The organism is Pantoea sp. 18069 (assembly GCF_902706035.1).
Lineage (GTDB): Bacteria > Pseudomonadota > Gammaproteobacteria > Burkholderiales > Burkholderiaceae_C > Comamonas.
On sequence record NZ_CACSJA010000017.1, the window covers coordinates 1 to 17,452 of the forward strand.

16 protein-coding genes are annotated in these 17,452 nt (G+C 66.4%); 10 read left to right on the forward strand and 6 right to left on the reverse strand.

The window, feature by feature from the left end:
- The 3 genes from metW to GVL12_RS14490 all read left to right on the forward strand — a co-directional run.
- Positions 1–505: methionine biosynthesis protein MetW (metW, locus tag GVL12_RS14480; protein ID WP_159915186.1), on the forward strand; the 505-nt coding region annotated here is incomplete at its 5' end.
- Positions 506–684: 179 nt separating this feature from the next.
- The gene (locus GVL12_RS14485) at positions 685–1,857 is read left to right on the forward strand and encodes a glycerophosphodiester phosphodiesterase (RefSeq protein ID WP_200843762.1); all 1,173 of its coding nucleotides are present in this window, start codon (positions 685–687) and stop codon (positions 1,855–1,857) included.
- A gap of 67 nt (positions 1,858–1,924) precedes the next feature.
- Positions 1,925–3,400: a M20 family metallopeptidase gene (locus tag GVL12_RS14490; protein WP_159915188.1), complete on the forward strand. Its 1,476-nt coding sequence runs from the start codon at positions 1,925–1,927 to the stop codon at positions 3,398–3,400.
- A gap of 122 nt (positions 3,401–3,522) precedes the next feature.
- On the opposite strand, the gene GVL12_RS14495 is transcribed toward GVL12_RS14490, so the two are convergent.
- Together GVL12_RS14495 and GVL12_RS14500 are read right to left on the reverse strand one after the other, a co-directional pair.
- The gene (locus GVL12_RS14495) at positions 3,523–4,272 is read right to left on the reverse strand and encodes a 16S rRNA (uracil(1498)-N(3))-methyltransferase (protein WP_159915190.1); all 750 of its coding nucleotides are present in this window, start codon (positions 4,270–4,272) and stop codon (positions 3,523–3,525) included.
- A gap of 98 nt (positions 4,273–4,370) precedes the next feature.
- Positions 4,371–5,468 carry an aminoglycoside phosphotransferase family protein gene (locus GVL12_RS14500; protein WP_159915192.1) on the reverse strand — a complete coding sequence of 366 codons (1,098 nt, stop codon included), beginning with the start codon at positions 5,466–5,468 and terminating at the stop codon, positions 4,371–4,373.
- Between the two features lie 85 nt (positions 5,469–5,553).
- Between GVL12_RS14500 and GVL12_RS14505 the strand changes: the two genes are divergently transcribed.
- From GVL12_RS14505 to rsmA, 3 genes are read left to right on the forward strand one after another with little or no spacing between them, the layout of a single operon-like run.
- Positions 5,554–7,974 (forward strand): LPS-assembly protein LptD, encoded by a 2,421-nt coding sequence (locus GVL12_RS14505; protein ID WP_200843763.1) that lies wholly within the window; start codon positions 5,554–5,556, stop codon positions 7,972–7,974.
- A 30-nt stretch (positions 7,975–8,004) separates the two neighbouring features.
- Positions 8,005–9,390 carry a peptidylprolyl isomerase gene (locus GVL12_RS14510; protein ID WP_159915194.1) on the forward strand — a complete coding sequence of 462 codons (1,386 nt, stop codon included), beginning with the start codon at positions 8,005–8,007 and terminating at the stop codon, positions 9,388–9,390.
- 26 nt (positions 9,391–9,416) lie between these two features.
- The gene (gene rsmA, locus GVL12_RS14515) at positions 9,417–10,187 is read left to right on the forward strand and encodes a 16S rRNA (adenine(1518)-N(6)/adenine(1519)-N(6))-dimethyltransferase RsmA (RefSeq protein WP_159915196.1); all 771 of its coding nucleotides are present in this window, start codon (positions 9,417–9,419) and stop codon (positions 10,185–10,187) included.
- Positions 10,188–10,252: 65 nt separating this feature from the next.
- Here rsmA and GVL12_RS14520 read toward each other — a convergent pair whose 3' ends face one another.
- The 3 genes from GVL12_RS14520 to GVL12_RS14530 form a co-directional block, all read right to left on the reverse strand.
- Entirely contained in the window at positions 10,253–10,678 is a 426-nt protein-coding gene (locus GVL12_RS14520; RefSeq protein WP_159915198.1) for a barstar family protein, read from the reverse strand.
- Positions 10,679–10,815: 137 nt separating this feature from the next.
- The gene (locus GVL12_RS14525) at positions 10,816–11,217 is read right to left on the reverse strand and encodes a ribonuclease domain-containing protein (protein WP_159915200.1); all 402 of its coding nucleotides are present in this window, start codon (positions 11,215–11,217) and stop codon (positions 10,816–10,818) included.
- A gap of 159 nt (positions 11,218–11,376) precedes the next feature.
- A complete protein-coding gene (locus GVL12_RS14530; protein ID WP_159915202.1) occupies positions 11,377–13,689 on the reverse strand; it encodes an NADP-dependent malic enzyme in 2,313 nt (770 codons plus the stop codon).
- 508 nt (positions 13,690–14,197) lie between these two features.
- On the opposite strand from GVL12_RS14530, the gene GVL12_RS14535 reads away from it, so the two are divergent.
- Positions 14,198–15,232, forward strand: a complete 1,035-nt coding sequence (locus GVL12_RS14535; RefSeq protein ID WP_200843764.1) for a tripartite tricarboxylate transporter substrate binding protein — start codon at positions 14,198–14,200, stop codon at positions 15,230–15,232.
- 124 nt (positions 15,233–15,356) lie between these two features.
- On the forward strand, positions 15,357–15,722 hold the full coding sequence (locus GVL12_RS14540) for a hypothetical protein (protein ID WP_159915204.1): 366 nt from the start codon (positions 15,357–15,359) through the stop codon (positions 15,720–15,722).
- 96 nt (positions 15,723–15,818) lie between these two features.
- On the opposite strand, the gene GVL12_RS14545 is transcribed toward GVL12_RS14540, so the two are convergent.
- Positions 15,819–16,067, reverse strand: a complete 249-nt coding sequence (locus GVL12_RS14545; RefSeq protein WP_159915206.1) for a DUF2061 domain-containing protein — start codon at positions 16,065–16,067, stop codon at positions 15,819–15,821.
- Positions 16,068–16,246: 179 nt separating this feature from the next.
- On the opposite strand from GVL12_RS14545, the gene GVL12_RS14550 reads away from it, so the two are divergent.
- Together GVL12_RS14550 and GVL12_RS14555 are read left to right on the forward strand one after the other, a co-directional pair.
- Positions 16,247–16,852 carry a GNAT family N-acetyltransferase gene (locus GVL12_RS14550; protein ID WP_200843765.1) on the forward strand — a complete coding sequence of 202 codons (606 nt, stop codon included), beginning with the start codon at positions 16,247–16,249 and terminating at the stop codon, positions 16,850–16,852.
- A gap of 22 nt (positions 16,853–16,874) precedes the next feature.
- Complete coding sequence (locus GVL12_RS14555; protein WP_235033869.1) at positions 16,875–17,450, forward strand: NUDIX hydrolase; 576 nt, start codon at positions 16,875–16,877, stop codon at positions 17,448–17,450.
- Positions 17,451–17,452 lie beyond the last annotated feature (2 nt).

The following is a 17,452-nucleotide window of genomic DNA, read 5'->3' on the forward strand; positions in this document are numbered from 1 at the left end:
CGGCGGACTGCTGTCCTATCTGCAGCGCGAGCGCGGCTGCAGCGGCTATGGCGTGGAGCTCGATGACGCCAATGTGCTGGCCTGCGTGCGCCGCGGCGTCGACGTGCTGCAGCTCAATCTCGAGGACGGCCTGGCGATGTTCGGCGACAACAGCTTCGACGTGGTGCTGCAGATCGACACGCTGCAGCATCTGCGCAATGCCGAGGTCATGCTGCGCGAGACCGCGCGCATAGGCCGCCTGGGCATCGTCGCCTTCCCCAATTTCGCGCACTGGCCCAACCGCCTGTCGGTGCTGCGCGGGCGCATGCCGGTCACGCGCCGCCTGCCCTACCAGTGGTATGACACGCCCAATATCCGCGTTGGCACGTTCAAGGATTTCGAGGTGCTGGCGCACAAGAACCGGCTGCAGGTGCGCGATGCCTTCGGCCTGCAGGGCGGCGAGACGGTGCGCTTTTTGCCCAATCTGCGCGCCGGCACGGCAGTCTTCTGCCTCGAACATGAGTGAGGAAGCACCCCCTGAGCCGCTGACGCCGGTTGGCCGGCCCCGTCTTCCCCCTCTCAACCTTCGGTGGAGGGGGGCGCCCGGCTAGGGACGGCAGCCTCGCTGCGCGGCGGCGCTTGCTCGCTGCCTCTGAGCTGGGTCACGCCGGTTTCAAGGGCTGCGCGCGGTGCAATGACTTATCAATGAAGCAAAGGTTGATCATGGAATTGCTGCAGACGTGCAAGAAAGCGATGCTTGCGCTGGCGTGGATGGGTCTCGCGGCGACGGCCCAGGCCCAGCCGGCGGCGCCCGCGCCCGCTGCGAGCTGGCCGCCCCAGCCCGCGCTGATCGCCCACCGCGGCGCCTCGGCGCTGCGGCCCGAGCATACGCTCGCGGCCTATCAAAAGGCCATCGATGACGGCGCCGACCTGATCGAGGCCGATCTGGTCATCACCCGCGACGGCGTGCTGGTGTCGCGCCATGAAAATGCAATTGCCATTCTCAAGGCCGATGGCGCGCTGCAGGAGGCAACCACCGATGTCGCCGATCGCCCGGAGTTCGCCGCGCGCCGCACCACCAGAACCATAGACGGCAAGGCCATCACCGGCTGGTTCGTCGAGGATTTCACGCTCGCCGAACTCAAGACGCTGCGCGCGCGCGAGCGCATACCGCTGCTGCGCCCGGGCAGCGCCGCCTATGACGGCCAGTTCGAGGTGGCTACGCTGGAAGAGATGATCGCGCTGGCGCGCACGCAAAGCGAGCGCACGGGGCGCACCATAGGCCTGTATCTCGAGACCAAGCACCCGAGCTACTTCCAGGCGATGGGCCAGCCGCTGGAAAAGCCGCTGCTCGACATGCTGGCGAAACACGGCCTGAATCGCGCGGACGCGCCGGTCTTCATCCAGTCGTTCGAAGTCGGCAACCTGCGCGCGTTGCGTGCGCTCACGCCCGTGCGCCTGGTGCAGCTGCTGGCCCCGAACGGCAGCCCGTTCGACCAGACGCTCAAGGGCGCGCAGGGCAGGACCTATGCGCAGATGGCCACGCCCGCGGGCCTGGCCGAGATCGCGACCTATGCCCAGGGCGTGGGCCCGGGCCGGGCGATGGTGATTCCGGTCGCCAACGGCGGCCATGGCCGTCCCACGTCTCTGGTCCAGGACGCGCATGCCGCGGGCCTGCTGGTGCATGTCTGGACGCTGCGCCCCGAAAACGCCTTCCTGCCGGCCCGGCTCAGGAGCGCACCGGCGAGCAACGGCGCCCAGCGCGGCGATGCGCGCGCCGACATGGACGCTTTCCTGCGCAGCGGCATCGACGGCGTGTTCACCGATGACCCGGCCATTGGCCGCGCAGCCCTAGACGCCATGCAACGCAAACCCTGAACGCCACTCTGCAGGACAATAGAGCATCGCCGCGGCCCTCCGTGGCACCGACGAAGGAGCTTTAGCCATGAATGCACGCATCCCCGCCACCGCCCTCGATCCGGCTCTTGCACTGGAGCGTGTCAGCGCCCAGTGGGACAGCGATATCGTCGGGCAGCTGTCCGAATACATCCAGATTCCCGCGAAGTCGCCTATGTTCGCGCCCGACTGGGAGCAGCAGGGCTATCTCGACACCGTGCTGCGCAACGCGGCCACCTGGGTCGAGGCGCAGAAGGTCGCGGGCCTGACGCTGGAGATCGTGCGCCTGCCGGGCCGCACGCCGGTGCTGTTCTTCGAGGTCGCGGCAACCCAGTCGCAGTCGCAGGGCCAGGGCACGGTGCTGATGTACGGCCACCTCGACAAGCAGCCCGAATTCGAAGGCTGGCGCAAGGATCTGGGCCCGTGGACGCCCAAGTACGAGGACGGCAAGCTCTATGGCCGTGGCGGCGCCGATGACGGCTACGCGGTCTACGCGAGCATTGCCGCGGTGCAGGAACTCAAGCGCCAGAACGTGCCGCATCCGCGCATCTGCGGGCTGATCGAGACCTGCGAGGAAAGCGGCTCGCGCGACCTGCTGCCCTATGTCGACGCGCTGCGCCCGCGCCTGGGCGAAGTCGCGCTGGTGATCTGCCTGGACAGCGGCGCGGGCAACTACGACCAGCTGTGGCTCACCACCAGCCTGCGCGGCATGGCCACCGGCACCCTCAAGGTCGAGATCCTGACCGAAGGCATCCACTCGGGCGATGCCTCGGGCGCCGTGCCCTCATCGTTTCGCATCATGCGCCAGGTACTCGACCGGCTCGAGGACAGCGCCACTGGCCGGCTGCTGCCCGCGAGCTTCCACTGCGAAGTGCCGGCCGAGCGGCTGGCCCAGGCACGCGCCACGGCGGCCATCCTGGGCGAGGAAGTCACCAAGCGCTTTCCCTGGGCGCACTACGACTGCGGCGGCGCCACCACGTTCGCGCTGCCGACCACGTCCGATCCGGTCGAGTCGCTGCTCAAGCGCACCTGGGAGCCCACGCTGAGCGTGACCGGCGCCGAAGGCTTCCCCACGCTGCAGAACGCGGGCAATGTGCTGCGCCCGTATACGGCCTTCAAGCTGAGCCTGCGCCTGCCGCCGCTGGTCGATTCCGCGGCCTGCGTGCAGGAAATGAAGGCCTTGCTCGAAGACAACGCGCCCTACAAGGCCAAGGTCACCTGGGAAGGGCTGAGCTCGGCCAGCGGCTGGAATGCCCCGGCCATGGATACCTGGTTCGAGCAGGCGCTGCAAAGCGCCAGCCAGGCGCATTTCGGCGCGGCCTGCGGCTATATCGGCCAGGGCGGCACGATACCCTTGATGAACATGCTCAGCGCGGGCTTTCCCAAGGCGCAGATGATGGTCTGCGGCGTGCTGGGGCCCAAGAGCAATGCGCACGGGCCCAACGAGTTCCTGCATGTGCCCTATGCGAAGAAGATCACGGCGGCGGTGGCGCAGGTGATTGCAAACCTTCCCAGCACCCCCTGAGACGCTTCGCGGCAGGCGCCGAGCCGTCTTCCCCCTCTCAACCTTCGGTGGAGGGGACGGCCCTTCCTCGCTGCCCCCTTGCTGGGACATGCCCGTTTTAGAAGCTGCGCCTTGGCCCGCCCTCAATCCAGCGTCAACGTCGCCAGCGCCGCCAATGGCGCGGTCTCGGCGCGCAGCACGCGTGCGCCCAGGGTGACGGGGGCAAAGCCGTTGGCGCGGGCCAGCGCTTCTTCCTGGGGGCTCAGGCCGCCTTCGGGGCCTGAAAGGAAGACCACGGATTTCTGTTCGGGTGCATGCTGGGCTGCGGCCGCGCGCAGCGGCTGCGTGCCTTCGCCCAGCGACAGCAGCAGGCGCGCCTGCTGGTCCGCGGGGGCTGCGCTTTTCAGCCAGTCTTCGAGGGCGGTCGCGGGATGGATCACGGGAACGCGGTTGCGCCCGCTTTGCTCGCAGGCCGCGACCGCGACGGCCTGCCAGTGGGCGCGCTTCTTGTCGCCGCGCTCGCCCTTGAGCTTGAGCACGCTGCGCTCGGCCAGCAGTGGCGTGATGCTGGTGGCGCCGAGCTCGGTGGCCTTTTCGACCAGCCAGTCCATGCGCTCGTTGGCCGTGATGCCGGCGAGCAGATGCACTTCGCGCGCGGTTTCGCGTTCCACGGCGCGGTGCGCGCCGACCTGCACCAGCACGTCGCTGCGGCCCATGCGCAGCACCGTGGCCTCGAACTCGCCGCCCGCAAAGCCGTCGCCGGCCTGGCCTTCGAACAGGGTGATGCTGTCGCCGGGCTGCATGCGCAGCACCTGCACATGGCGCGCGGCGCCGGCGGGCAGCTCAAGCGTGTCGCCGGTGTGCAGCGGAAGAGGGCAGTGAAAACGGGGCATGGGCGGTCAAAAATGGGTAAACGGGCGAAAGATGGGCGCTGGGCATGCAACTTTTATGTGTGGAACGGCAATAGCAGCAAGCAAATGCTGCCATTGGCTTACATTCTTCCGTACGCGTAGCCTTCGACGGCCTGGATGTTCTCGATTTCGTCGATCACCTTGAGCAGGGGCCCGAGCTGGCGGTAGCGGTGGGCCGTGGCGCGAATGTAGTGGATGAAGCGCGGCGTGTCGGCCAGGTACCTGGGCTTGCCGTCGCGCAGCGTCAGGCGCGCGAAGATGCCGGCCACCTTGAAGTGGCGCTGCAGGCCCATCCACTCGACGGCGCGGTAGAACTCGCCGAAATCATCGCCCCAGCCGGAGGCGCTGGTCGCGCCCACGAGGCCGGCCTTGCGTGCCTTTTCCCAGTAGCGCACGCAGATGTCGATGATGAACTCCTCTTCCCAGCTGATGAAGGCGTCGCGCAGCAGGCTCGCGATGTCATAGGTGATGGGGCCGTAGACCGCATCCTGGAAGTCGAGCACGCCCAGCGGGCCGCCTGCGCTTTGCGGCAGCATCAGGTTGCGCGTCATGAAGTCGCGGTGCACGTAGACGCTGGGCACGGCGAGGTTGTGCGCGACGATGGTGTCGAAGGCCTTGGACAGCGTTTCGAGTGGCTTGCCGGCCAGCGTCACGCCCTTGTGCTGCGCGAGATACCAGTCGGGGAACAGCGCGAGCTCGCGGCGCAGCAGGGCTTCGTCATACACCGGCAGCACGCCGGGGCGCGAGGCCAGTTGCCAGGTCAGCAGCAGGTCTGCGGCTTCGCGGTACCAGGGCTCGGCTTCGCCCGGCGAGGCCGGGTCCAGGCGCTCGATCAGTGTCTGGCTGCCCAGGTCGCTCAGCAGCATGAAGCCCTGGGCCTGGTCCCAGGCGAGGATGTCCGGCACGGTCAGGCCCGCGGCCGCGAGCAGGGCCTGCACCTTGACGAAGGGCGCGCAGTCTTCCTTGTCGGGCGGCGCATCCATCACGATCAGGCTGGCGCCGCCGGCGCAGTCCAGCCGCAGGTAGCGGCGAAAGCTCGCATCGGCCGAGGCGGGGCGCAGGCTCTCGGGCTGGAGCTGGTGCAAACTGACGAGGGGGGCGAGCCAGGCCGCAAAAGCGGCTTGGCGAACGGCACTGGGCCATTCAACGCTGGCAATGGGGGAGATGGGGTGGCTCATGGATAATCGGATTCTACAAACTCGCCTGTTTGCCCGCGTGCAAGCATTGGCCCCGGCCCCTGGGCTTTCCATCTTTTCGTCCACCGTGCCTTTTCGCCAGCAATCCATCGCCGCGCCCACGTCCTGCCCGCTTCCCCGGCGGCAGCTGCCGTCCGTTCGCCCCCTGGTGTGGTGGATGGCCCTGGCCTGGGCCGGCCTGCCTGCGCTGGCCCAGCCGCAGCCCGAAGCGGTACAGCCGCAGCCTGAAGTGGCACAGCCGCTGCCGGCCCCGGTGCTGCGCGCCAGCCCCATGCTGCAGGAAAGGATTCCCGAGGCCGCGCGTGCGCTGCAGCCGGTGTTCGTGCGCGGGGATTCGATTGCCGGCCAGGCCGACGTGCGTGCCGTGATCGAAGGCCATGCCGAGCTGCGCCGCAGCGACACCATCGTCCGTGCCAATCGCATGGAATACACCGTCGCCGACGACCGGCTTCAGGCCGAGGGCCAGGTGCATGTCAACCGCGCGGGCAATGTCTTCGACGGCAGCCGGCTCGATCTCGAAGTCGAGGCCTTCCGCGGCAATTTCCTCGATGCGAACTACCGCTTCCTGGCCACGCAGGCGCATGGCGACGCTTCCAGGGTGGAGTTCCTGGACCGCGAGCGCTCCATTGTCCACAACGCCACCTACACCACCTGCCAGCGCGACAACGAGGCCAGCTGGGAGCCCGATTGGGTGCTCAAGGCCAGCTCCATCCATCTGGATCAGGGCGAGCAGGTCGGCTACGCGCGCGGGGCCAAGCTGCAGTTCAAGGGCGTGACGGTGCTGCCCATTCCGGTGGTGAGCTTTCCGCTGTCGGACCAGCGCAAGTCGGGCCTGCTGCCGCTGACCATCGGTCTGGACAACGTCAGCGGCTTTGAATACACCCAGCCGTATTACTGGAACATCGCGCCCAACCGCGACGCCACGCTGTCGAGCACGCTGATGACCAAGCGCGGCGTGAACCTCGGCGCGGAGTTCCGCTACCTCGAGCCGAGCTACCAGGGCAAGCTGCAACTCGAGTACATGCCCGGCGACCGTTTGCGCGACCGTGACCGCTGGTCCTATGGCCTGCAGCACCAGGGCCAGATTGCCTCGCCCTGGGGCGGGCTGGGCCTGAACATGAATCTCAACCGCGTGAGCGACAACAATTACTGGCGCGACTTCACGCGGCGCGACAGCAACCGGGCGCTCAACTCGCGCCTGCTGGCCAGCGACGCCACCCTGGGCTGGTACGGCCAGGACAGCACGCTGATGCTGCGCACGCTCAAGTGGCAGACGCTGCAGGATGTGGCCTCGCCGATCACGCCGCCCTATGACCGCATGCCGCAGCTGCAATGGCGCTACACGCCGCTGAACCTGGGCCATGGCCTGGACCTGACGGTCGAGGCCGACACCACGCGCTTCCAAGCCGATCCGCTGCTGACCCGCCAGGCGAATGCCCAGCGCAGCTACCTGATGGCCGAAATCAGCCGCCCGTTCCTGTCGCCGGGCGCGTTCTTCACGCCCAAGCTCAAGCTGCACGCGACCCAATACCAGTTCGACGACCCGCTGAGCAACGGCATGACGTCGGCCGGGCGCACGCTGCCCACGGTGAGCCTGGACAGCGGCCTGGTGTTCGAGCGCGAGACGAATATGTTCGGGCGCAGCCTGCTGCAGACGCTGGAGCCGCGCGCCTTCTACACCTATACGCCCTACCGCAACCAGAACATGCTGCCGGTGTACGACACCGCGCTCAATGATTTCAACCTGGCGACGATCTACAGCGACAACAGCTACAGCGGACATGACCGCCTGGCGGACAACAACCTGCTGACCCTGGGCCTGACCACGCGCTTCATCGATGCCGACACCGGCGCCGAGTCCGCGCGGCTGGGCGTGGCCCAGCGCGTGCGCTTTTCCGACCAGCGCGTGAATCTGCCCGGCGAAGTGCCCGCGACCGACCGGCTGTCGGACATCCTGTTCGGCGCCTCGATCAACTGGACGCCCCAGTGGGCGCTCGACGCGGCCGTGCAATACAACCGCGAGACCGGCCATTCCGAGCGCACCACCGTGGGCGCGCGCTACAGTCCGGGCAATTACCGGACCATCAGCGCGGCCTACCGCCTGCTGCGCGGCACCAGCGAGCAGGTCGACATGGGCTGGCAATGGCCCATCCGTAACCCTTGGGCGACCGAGGACAAAGGCCGCAATGGCGGGCGCTGGTACTCTGTGGGCCGGTTGAACTACAGTCTGCAGGATCGCAAGCTCGTCGACACCGTGGTGGGCTTCGAATACGACAGCTGCTGCTGGGTCGGCCGGGTCGTGCTCGAGCGCCTGCAAAGCAGTGTGACCACCTCGAATACCCGGCTGTTGTTCCAGGTCGAGTTCGTCGGCTTCTCGCGGTTGAGCCTCGGCGCCAACCCCTTGCAAAGCTTGAAGGACAATATCCCTCGCTACCAGGCCTTGCGTCAGACCAGCACTGCGCCCAGCCGCTTCAGCAATTACGATTAAACAAAGCACAGCTCCATGCGTCTTTCTTCCATGACCCCTCGCACCTTTGCCATGGGCCTTGTGTGCCTGGCCACTTTTGCCGCCGTCGGCGTGCAGGCCCAGGGCCTGCGCCTGTCCGGCGGACCGGCCGCATCCCTGTCGCAGGCGCTGGACGGCAGCGCCCGCGCCGTGCCCGGCAACACCGGCGTGCGCTCGGCGGACTTCATCGTGGCCGTGGTCAATTCCGAGCCGGTGACCAATACCGAAGTGCGTGACCGGATGGCGCGCGTCGCCCAGTCGATTGCGGGCCAGGGCGGGCAACTGCCCGCCGAAAGCGTGCTGGCGCGCGAAGTGCTCGAGCGGCTGATCCTCGAGAAGGCCCAGTTGCAAAGCGCGCACGAACAGGGCCTCAAGGTCGACGACTACGCAGTCGAGCAGGCCGCGCAGAACGTCGCCCGCCAGAACAGCCTGTCGCTCGAACAGATGATGGAGCGGCTCGCGGCGGACGGCATCAGTGCCACGCGTTTTCGCGAGGAATTGCGCAACCAGTTGCTGCTGCAGCGCCTGCGCGAGCGTGAAGTCGACGGCCGGGTGCGCGTGAGCGAGCTCGACATCGACCAGTACCTCAAGGAACAGCGCACGGCCGGAGACACCTCCAACATGACGCTGAACTTGGGCCATGTGTTCATTGCCGTGCCCGAAAATGCGCCGCCCGCGGTCGTGGCCGAGCGCGAGGCGCGCGCGCGCGAAGCGCTCGAGAAGCTGGGTGCCGGCCAGGATTTCACGGCCGTGGTGCGCGAATATTCGGATGCCCCCGAGGCCAGCGAAGGCGGCGTGCTCGGTCTGCGCCCCGCGGACCGCTACCCGGAGCTGTTCACGCGCGCCGTCGCCTCGTCGCCCAGGAACACCGTGGTCGGGCCCGTGCGCTCGGGCGCGGGCTTTCACCTGCTCAAGGTGATTGACCGCTCGCAGCAGGGCATGGCCACCGTGGTCACGCAGAACCATGCGCGACACATCCTGCTGCGCCCTTCGGAGCAGCTCAACGAAGGCCAGGCAGCCGAACGCCTGGCCGATTACCGCCGCCGCGTGCAGGCGGGCCAGGCGCGCTTCGAGGACCTGGCGCGCGAATATTCGCAGGACGGCAGCGCCAAGGAAGGCGGCGACCTGGGATGGGCCGGTCCGGGTGCCTATGTGCCCGAGTTCGAGGAAGTCCTGAACCAGCTCCAGCCCGGCGAAGTCAGCGCGCCTGTCGTGTCCCGGTTTGGCGTGCACCTGATCCAGCTGATCGAGCGCCGCCAGGCGACGCTGTCCGCGCGCGAGCAGCGCGACATGCTGCGCAATGTCGTGCGCGAGCAGAAGCTGGACAAGGCCTATGCCACCTGGATCCAGGAAGTGCGCGGGCGTGCGTATGTGGAATACCGCGATCCCCCGCAATAAGCGTCAGCCCCTCTAAGGTTCTTGGTTTGAAACATATTCCCCGCAAACGCTTCGGTCAGAATTTCCTGACCGATGGCGGCATCATCGATTCCATTGTCGACGCGATCGATCCAAAAGCCGGCGACCCCATGGTCGAGATCGGTCCGGGCCTGATGGCCCTGACCCAGCCGCTGGTCGAGCGCCTGGGCCGCATCACCGTGATCGAGCTCGACCGCGACCTGGCATTTCGCCTGCGCCTGCACCAGCAGCTCGATGTCATCGAGTCCGATGTGCTCAAGGTCGATTTCGCAGCCGTCGCGCAGCAGTTGCAGACGCAGCAGCTGCGCGTGGTCGGCAACCTGCCCTACAACATCTCGACGCCCATCCTGTTCCATCTGCTCGAATATGTGGACGTGATCCAGGACCAGCATTTCATGCTGCAAAAGGAAGTCATAGACCGCATGGTGGGCAAGCCTTCGACGGCCGCCTATGGCCGGCTGTCGGTGCTGCTGCAATGGCGCTATGCGATGCAGGAAGTGCTGTTCGTGCCGCCCGAGAGCTTCGACCCGCCGCCCAAGGTCAACAGCGCCGTGGTGCGCATGGTGCCGCGCGCGGCGCCCGCGCCCGTGGACAAGCGCCTGCTCGAGGAGCTGGTGCAGGTGGCCTTCAGCCAGCGCCGCAAGCTGCTGCGCCATACGCTGGGCCGCTGGCTGGAAACCAAGGCCTACGGCGGCGATTTCGACATCAAGCGCCGTGCCGAGGAGGTTTCTGTCGACGAGTATGTGGCCTTGGCAGCGGAAGTTGCTGCGACCAGCTGAGCCACGGCTCTCGCTCGATAACGCAGAAAAGCCCCGCGAGGGGCTTTTCTGCTTCTACATGGCACTCAGAGGAACGAGTAGAAGCAGCGAAACGCGATCTTGCGCTCGGCCCAGTAGTCGGCCGCATCGCGGAAGCTGTCGAGCAACTGCTCGCGCACTTCCTTGTCGAACTTGGTGGTGGTCGGGATCTGGTCGAGCACCAGAATGAAGCCCGGTTGCGGCCCCGCCCTGTGCAGCGGATCGGTCAGGCAATCGTAGAGGGCGTCGAAGTTCTTGCCGAAGTGGGCCGGGAAGATGAACTGGGTGGCGATCAGGTCCAGGATGTCCTGCTTGGTTTGGGCATGGGCCAGATTGGCATACAGGAAGTGGTTGCCCAGAACCCTGGCGGCATCCTGCAGGTCCTGCACGCGATAGGCGCGGATGGACTGCACGATGTTCTGGCGCACATTGCGCAATGGGAGGTCAGGGTTCTTACGAAGTGGCGTTTCCATCTCCGTGGTTCTTTCTTTGACGGTGCTGTCCACAGGGGTGGCAAACAGGCTCTCGCCCGGTTGCGAAAAATAGGACGGGGCGAAGGGGCCCTCAAGGCACCCTTCGCGGCCAACGGCGGCGGGTGTCGGTTGCGGCTTCATTCGATGATGTAGTAAAAACTGGCGTAATGGTCGCGGGTGTAATAACAGGCATCGGGCGTCTGGGGCTGGCCGCCGCACACGATGCGCCGTGCACCGCGGTCTTGCGAGCGCGGCGTCTTGACGGTGTATTCCCGGTAATAGCCCCGCGTGCGATTGGGCAGGATGCGTTCGCGATTGCCAAAGACGCTGCCGTCCTTGGCATAGGGAAAAGGCCCGCCTGCGCGGATCAACCCATGCGTCGCGCGCCCCTGGGGAGGCAATTCGGACAGCGCAATGGTGGACAGGTCAGACGGTTCGGCACCGCGCGCTGAAGCCATCAGTGGCGCAACGGCGCAGGCTGTCCCTAAAACGATCGCAAAACCTGTCTGCAAACAACGGGCGGCGACAGCCTTCAGCATCAAAAACACCTTTCAGAAACCCAGGTCATGCCTGAAATTTCGACCTGCTAGTGTGCCGCATCACCCCCCAAAAAGCAAGCGCCTGCCCAAAAAATGGGCAGGCGCCTACATTTGCGCCAGGCCGCGTCCGGCCGCGCTGCGCTTGGACAGACGTGGGGTTTAACGCGCAGCGTTGGCGTCGGCCACGGTCAGTGCCGTCATGTTGACCAGGCGGCGCACCGTGGCGCTTGGCGTGAGCACATGCACCGGCTGGGCCGCGCCCAGCAGCACCGGGCCGATGGCGATGCCGCCACCGGCCGCGGTCTTGAGCAAGTTGTAGGAAATGTTGGCCGCGTCGATGTTGGGCAGCACCAACAGGTTGGCGTCGCCGACCAGCGTGCTGTGGGGCATCAGCGCCGCGCGCGCCTTGCCGTTGAGGGCCACGTCGCCGTGCATTTCGCCATCGACTTCGAGCCAGGGCGCCTGCACGCGCAGCAGCTCCAGCGTGGCGCGCATCTTCACTGCGCTGGGCTGCACGCTCGAGCCGAAGTTCGAATGGCTCAGCAGCGCGCACTTGGGCTTGATGCCGAAGCGCATCATTTCCTCGGCCGCCATGATGGTGATCTCGCACAGCTGCTCGGCCGTGGGGTCGTAGTTCACATGGGTGTCGACCAGGAACACCTGGCGGTCGGGCAGCAGCAGGCCGTTCATGCAGGCAAAGGTCTGCACGCCGGCGCGCTTGCCCAGCACCTGCTCGATGTAGTTCAGGTGGTGCGTGACCTGGCCCCAGGTGCCGCAGATCAGGCCGTCGACTTCGCCCTTGTGCAGCAGCATCGCGCCGATCAGCGACAGACGGCGACGCATTTCGATCTTGGCGATGGGGGCGGTGATGCCCTTGCGCTCGGTCATGCGGTGGTAGGTCTGCCAGAAGTCGCGGTAGCGGTGGTCGTCCTCGACGTTGACCACGTCGTAGTCGCGCCCCTGCTCGAGGCGCAGGCCGAACTTGACGATGCGCTGGGCGATGATCGCCGGGCGACCGATCAGCGTCGGGCGGGCGATACGCTCGTCGACCACGATCTGCGCGGCGCGCAGCACGCGCTCTTCCTCGCCTTCGGCATAGGCCACGCGCTTGCGCAAGGCTTTCTTGGCCGCCATGAAGATCGGCTTCATGGCCGTGCCCGAAGCGTAGACAAAAGTCTGCAGGTGCTCGCGGTAGGCGTCCATGTCCTGGATCGGACGCTGGGCCACGCCCGAGTCGGCCGCGGCCTGCGCCACCGCGGGCGCGATCTTCATCATCAGGCGCGGATCGAAGGGCTTGGGGATAAGGTATTCGGGGCCGAAGACCAGCGGCTCGCCCGCATAGGCCGCGGCGACTTCCTCGCTTTGCTCGGCCTGGGCCAGGTCGGCGATGGCATGCACCGCCGCGATTTCCATTTCGAGGGTGATGGTGGTCGCGCCGCAATCGAGGGCGCCGCGGAAGATGTATGGGAAGCACAGGACGTTGTTGACCTGGTTCGGGTAATCGGTGCGTCCGGTCGCCATGATGGCGTCATCACGCACGGCTTTGACGTCTTCGGGTGCGATTTCCGGATTCGGGTTGGCCAGCGCAAAAATCACCGGGCGCGCGGCCATGCTGGCGACCATTTCCGGCTTGAGCACGCCGCCGGCCGACAGGCCGAGAAACACATCGGCGCCGACGATCACTTCGGCCAGCTTGCGTTTGTCGGTATCGCGCGCGAAAAGCGCCTTGTCTTCGTCCATCAGCTCGGTACGGCCGGTATAGACCACGCCGGCGAGGTCGGTCACGAACACGTTCTCGCGCCGCAGGCCGACCTTGAGCAGCAGGTTCAGGCAGGCCAGGGCCGCGGCGCCCGCGCCCGAGGCCACCAACTGGACTTCCTCGATCTTCTTGCCCGCGACCTTGAGCGCATTGATCATGGCCGCGGCCACGGTGATTGCCGTGCCGTGCTGGTCGTCATGGAACACCGGAATCTTCAGGCGCTTGCGCAGTTCGCGTTCGACGTAGAAGCACTCGGGGGCCTTGATGTCCTCGAGGTTGATGGCGCCGAAGGTGGGCTCGAGCGCGGCGATCACTTCGACCAGCTTTTTCGGGTCCTTTTCGTCGATCTCGATGTCAAAGACATCGACACCGGCGAACTTCTTGAACAGCACGCCCTTGCCTTCCATGACCGGCTTGGAGGCCAGCGCACCGATGTCGCCCAGGCCCAGCACGGCCGTGCCGTTGGAGATCACGCCGACCAGATTGCCCCGGCTGGTGTATTTGAACGCGGCGTTCGGATCCTTGACGATTTCCTCGCAGGGGGCGGCCACGCCTGGCGAGTAGGCCAGAGCGAGGTCGTGCTGATTGGCCATGGGCTTGGTGGCCGCGATGGCGACTTTGCCGGGCTTGGGAAACTCGTGGTATTCCAGTGCTGCGCGGCGCAGCAATGCACGTTTGTCGAGGGGGGTAGGGGGGACCGTATTGTCGGACATCAAGCGTCTCCAGCTCGAGGGTGAATCCAATCCGCAGCTGGGGCGGCAGGCCAGCGGATCGCTTTTAGTGCGGCGAACACCACCCTCGAGACGCCGTTGCGTTGCCTTGCCGTGCTGCTTGCACTGTCTGCGGCAACGCGCCTAGTCTCAACCGCAAATCTTCGATTTGCCGGGTCGTGTTAGCCGTTCTTTTATGTGAGTGGCCCACACCGTCGAGCCGCGGTTGCTGTACTTGTGTACTGGCTGCGTGTGCAATGCCGTTGCCCGACCTGCCCGGTTGTATGAATCACTCCGTATCGGCCTCATTGTAGGCTCAGCGCTATCAAAAACAGAACACGATCGGACGCTGGGACAAGGTCAAATGCAGACTGTCGGCAAGTGGACAGAAGGGGTGCACCAAGCTGGGGCAAAACGGCGGCCGGCACGCACCTTGTAAGGGACTTTTCGGGCGGCAAACGGCGTTATGCTTCATGTCGGTAATAACGCTAATCCGCATTAAGAGGAATTCATGTCGCTGCCCACCTTCCGCCCTTCTTTCGCCCTCACTGCAACCCGTCGCGCGACCTTGCGCATGGTGCTGGGCGGTGCTGTGACCGCCGCAGCGCTCATCGGCCCCTGGGCGCAGGCAGCGGGTCCCGCGGCGGCCTATCCCACAAAGACCATCCGCCTGGTCGTACCATATTCGGCCGGCGGCTCGACGGACATCCTGGGCCGCCTGCTGGCGCAGAAGATGGGCGAGAACATGAACGCCACCGTGGTGGTGGAAAACAAGCCCGGCGCCAACGGCACGCTAGGCTGCGATCAGGTAGCCAAGGCGCCCGCCGACGGCTACACCATCGTGCTCGGCGACGTGGGCTGCATGGCCATGGCGCCGGGCCTCTACACCAAGCTGCCTTACGACCCGTTGAAGGATCTGACGGCAGTGAGCCTGGTGGCGCGCAGCCCGCTGGTGCTGACCGTGGGCGCGCAAAGCCCGTTCAAGTCCATGGCCGAACTCACGGCCGCCGCACGCGCCCAGCCGGGCCGGCTCAACTACCCTTCGTCGGGCACGGGCGGCCCCAACCACCTGGGCGGCGAGCTGTATGCGATGCAGGCCAAGGTCAAGACCAGCCACATTCCCTACAAGGGCAGCGCGCCTTCGGTGGTGTCCTTGGTTGCCGGCGAAACCGACTTCGGCTTCCTGACGGCCGTGACCATCGATTCCCAGCTCAAGGCCGGCAAGCTGCGCGCGCTGGCCGTGGCGCACAACGAGCGCCTGGCGTCGCTGCCCGACGTGCCGACCATGGACGAGCAAGGCCTCAAGGGCTTCCAGGCCGACGCCTGGTTCATGGCCGCCGTGCCCGCAGGCACGCCCCAGCCCATCGTCGAGCGCCTGTATGCCGAGATCGCCAAGGCGCTGCCCGATCCGCAGGTCAAGCCCAGGCTCGATGCCATGGGCGTGCTGCCTTCGGCGCTCAAGCCCGCCGCATCGGCCGATTTCCTCAAGGTGGAAGTCGCCAAGTGGCGCGAAGTGATCCGGAACGCCAACATCACCCTCGATTGAGCCCGGGCGCGGCGGGCGGGGCATTTGTCCTGCAGACCGCGTTGACGGTTGAGTACATGATGGAGGCTTGGCCTGCAGGCGGTGGCGAGCGCTGCCGCAGGCCCTGTCCAATGGAGGAACCTTCATGCGCTCTTTGACTTTTCCATTTGCCGCCTTGCTGGCCGCGGCCGCGCTGGCCGGCTGTGGCCAGTCTTCCGGCCCGGCCGCCATGCCCATGGCCCAGCTGCCGGTGTTCGACCAGCCGGCGCCACGCGCGCCCTTGCTTGCCGACTCCAACCCCCAGCCCACGCCGCACTATCCGGTGCGGATCGCCGCAGCGCAGTCGCTGCCGGCAGCCGTGCCTGTGCCCCCGCGTGCCGTGATCGCGCCCGACGGTGCCAAGGACGATCACCAGCCCGATGGCGGCTCGAGTCCGGCCGCGGGCTATGCCGGCGGCATCACCGACGCCCGGGGCGATGGCAGCAAGCACGAGCTCGACGGCAGCAAGTAAGCTAGGCCACGCGTGCCCAGGCCGCGAGCCGCTGCGCGGCCCAGGCGGTAAAGCCGGGCACGGCATCGGGCCGCGCCGTGGATTTGCGCTGCGTGCTCATTGCGCTGCTGCCAGCGCAGGCGGGTGCGATTTGCGCGTCTGCGCGCGGTTCCAGGCTTTTTCATGGAAGAAATAGGCCACGGCCTGCACCGTGGGCTCGAGCAGGCTCAAGGTCAGCGAGGCCCAGAAGTTGCGCGTGACCGCGTAGGCGACGCAGGCCGCGACCACGATATGGATCAGGTAATAGCTGCCGGTCTTCAACAGTGTCGGTTGATTGGCGTGGAACAGGTGGAGCAAGCGGGTCATGTGGCATTCCTTGGCGATGGATTGAGTCAAATGGTATTTATTCTCAATAGCGTGGTCCAATTGATTGCCTGCAATAGCGCCATAGCCCATGGTCATCGGCAGCTTGCCAGGTGCTGCACGCACATTTCCCCGCTGGGATAATGGCCGGACTTTGCGGAATGATCCGGACTGCAGCCCCTTTGAACACCACTTTGATTGCCTGTGAAGCGATGCCGCGCTTGAATAACGAACTGCCATGCCGCGTGCGGCCCTTGCAGCCTGCAGACCTCGGGGCATTGATGGCGATTCAGCGGGCCTGCTACGGCGCCGAGTACGCTGAAAGCGAGAGCATCTTTGCGCGCCGCATCGCGAGCCCGGCCCAGTGTTCGCTGGTCGTGGAGCGTGAGGGGGCCTTGCTCGCCTATCTGGCCGCCTACTGGTCGGTCGCCGGCAAGGTCACGCCCCTGCATGGCGACTTCGAAGCCTGCGCCGTGCCCGAAGTGCTGTACCTGCACGACATGGCCGTGCACCCGGCCCATGCGGGCCAGCGCCTGGCCGGGCGCCTGCTCGCGCCGCTGTGGGCGCAGGCGCGCGAGCGCGGCATACGGCAGTCGTCGCTGGTGTCGGTACAGGGCACGCAGGACTACTGGCGCCGCCACGGCTACCGCCTGCAGGCGCTGCAGGACCCCGCACAATTGCAGCGGCTCGCGAGCTACGGAGAACACGCGGTCTACATGCAGCGTGGCTTCGATGGTCACACATTGTCCGTACACGGCGAGTCTGGCGATAATGCGGGATATGCCTGATCGCTGGAAACCCAATCTCACCGTGTCCGCCATCATCGAAAGAGATGGGCGATTCCTCTTGGTCGAAGAAGAGACGGCCGATGGGCTGAAGCTGAACGTGCCCGCGGGCCATCTCGACCCTGCGGAGTCGCCCATCGAGGCCTGCGCGCGCGAAGTGCTGGAAGAAACCGCCTTCAGCTTCACGCCCCGGGCGCTGGTGGGGATCTACATGAACCGCTTCACGCGCACGCGCACCGGAGCCGACATCACCTACGTGCGCTTTGCCTTCACGGGTGACCTCGGAACCCACCATCCCGAGCGTTCGCTCGATGATGGCGTCCTGCGCACGGTCTGGATGACGCTGGCCGAGTTGCAGGCGAGCGCGGCGCGCCACCGCAGCCCGGTCGTACTGCAGTCCGTGCAGGACTATCTCGCGGGCCAGCGCTTCGATCTGGGCCTGCTGCATGTCGACGCCAGCGTCTATGAAGTGCCGGGGCCGGCCGAACGGGGGCCGACCAGCCGCAACCCGTCCAGTCGCGGGCCCGACACACGCTCCGGCGGCCGGCGTCCAGCAGGCATGCTGCCTGCCGACCAGCTGCCGGACGATCCCAGCCTTTGAAG

Bases quoted from the DNA above. Each gene is read 5' to 3' on its own strand.
- GVL12_RS14485 (WP_200843762.1), top strand. From the start codon at position 685: ATGAAGCAAAGGTTGATCATGGAATTGCTGCAGACGTGCAAGAAAGCG.
- GVL12_RS14490 (WP_159915188.1), top strand. From the start codon at position 1,925: ATGAATGCACGCATCCCCGCCACCGCCCTCGATCCGGCTCTTGCACTG.
- GVL12_RS14495 (WP_159915190.1), bottom strand. From the start codon at position 4,272: ATGCCCCGTTTTCACTGCCCTCTTCCGCTGCACACCGGCGACACGCTT.
- GVL12_RS14500 (WP_159915192.1), bottom strand. From the start codon at position 5,468: ATGAGCCACCCCATCTCCCCCATTGCCAGCGTTGAATGGCCCAGTGCC.
- GVL12_RS14510 (WP_159915194.1), top strand. From the start codon at position 8,005: ATGACCCCTCGCACCTTTGCCATGGGCCTTGTGTGCCTGGCCACTTTT.
- GVL12_RS14520 (WP_159915198.1), bottom strand. From the start codon at position 10,678: ATGGAAACGCCACTTCGTAAGAACCCTGACCTCCCATTGCGCAATGTG.
- GVL12_RS14525 (WP_159915200.1), bottom strand. From the start codon at position 11,217: ATGCTGAAGGCTGTCGCCGCCCGTTGTTTGCAGACAGGTTTTGCGATC.
- GVL12_RS14530 (WP_159915202.1), bottom strand. From the start codon at position 13,689: ATGTCCGACAATACGGTCCCCCCTACCCCCCTCGACAAACGTGCATTG.
- GVL12_RS14535 (WP_200843764.1), top strand. From the start codon at position 14,198: ATGTCGCTGCCCACCTTCCGCCCTTCTTTCGCCCTCACTGCAACCCGT.
- GVL12_RS14540 (WP_159915204.1), top strand. From the start codon at position 15,357: ATGCGCTCTTTGACTTTTCCATTTGCCGCCTTGCTGGCCGCGGCCGCG.
- GVL12_RS14545 (WP_159915206.1), bottom strand. From the start codon at position 16,067: ATGACCCGCTTGCTCCACCTGTTCCACGCCAATCAACCGACACTGTTG.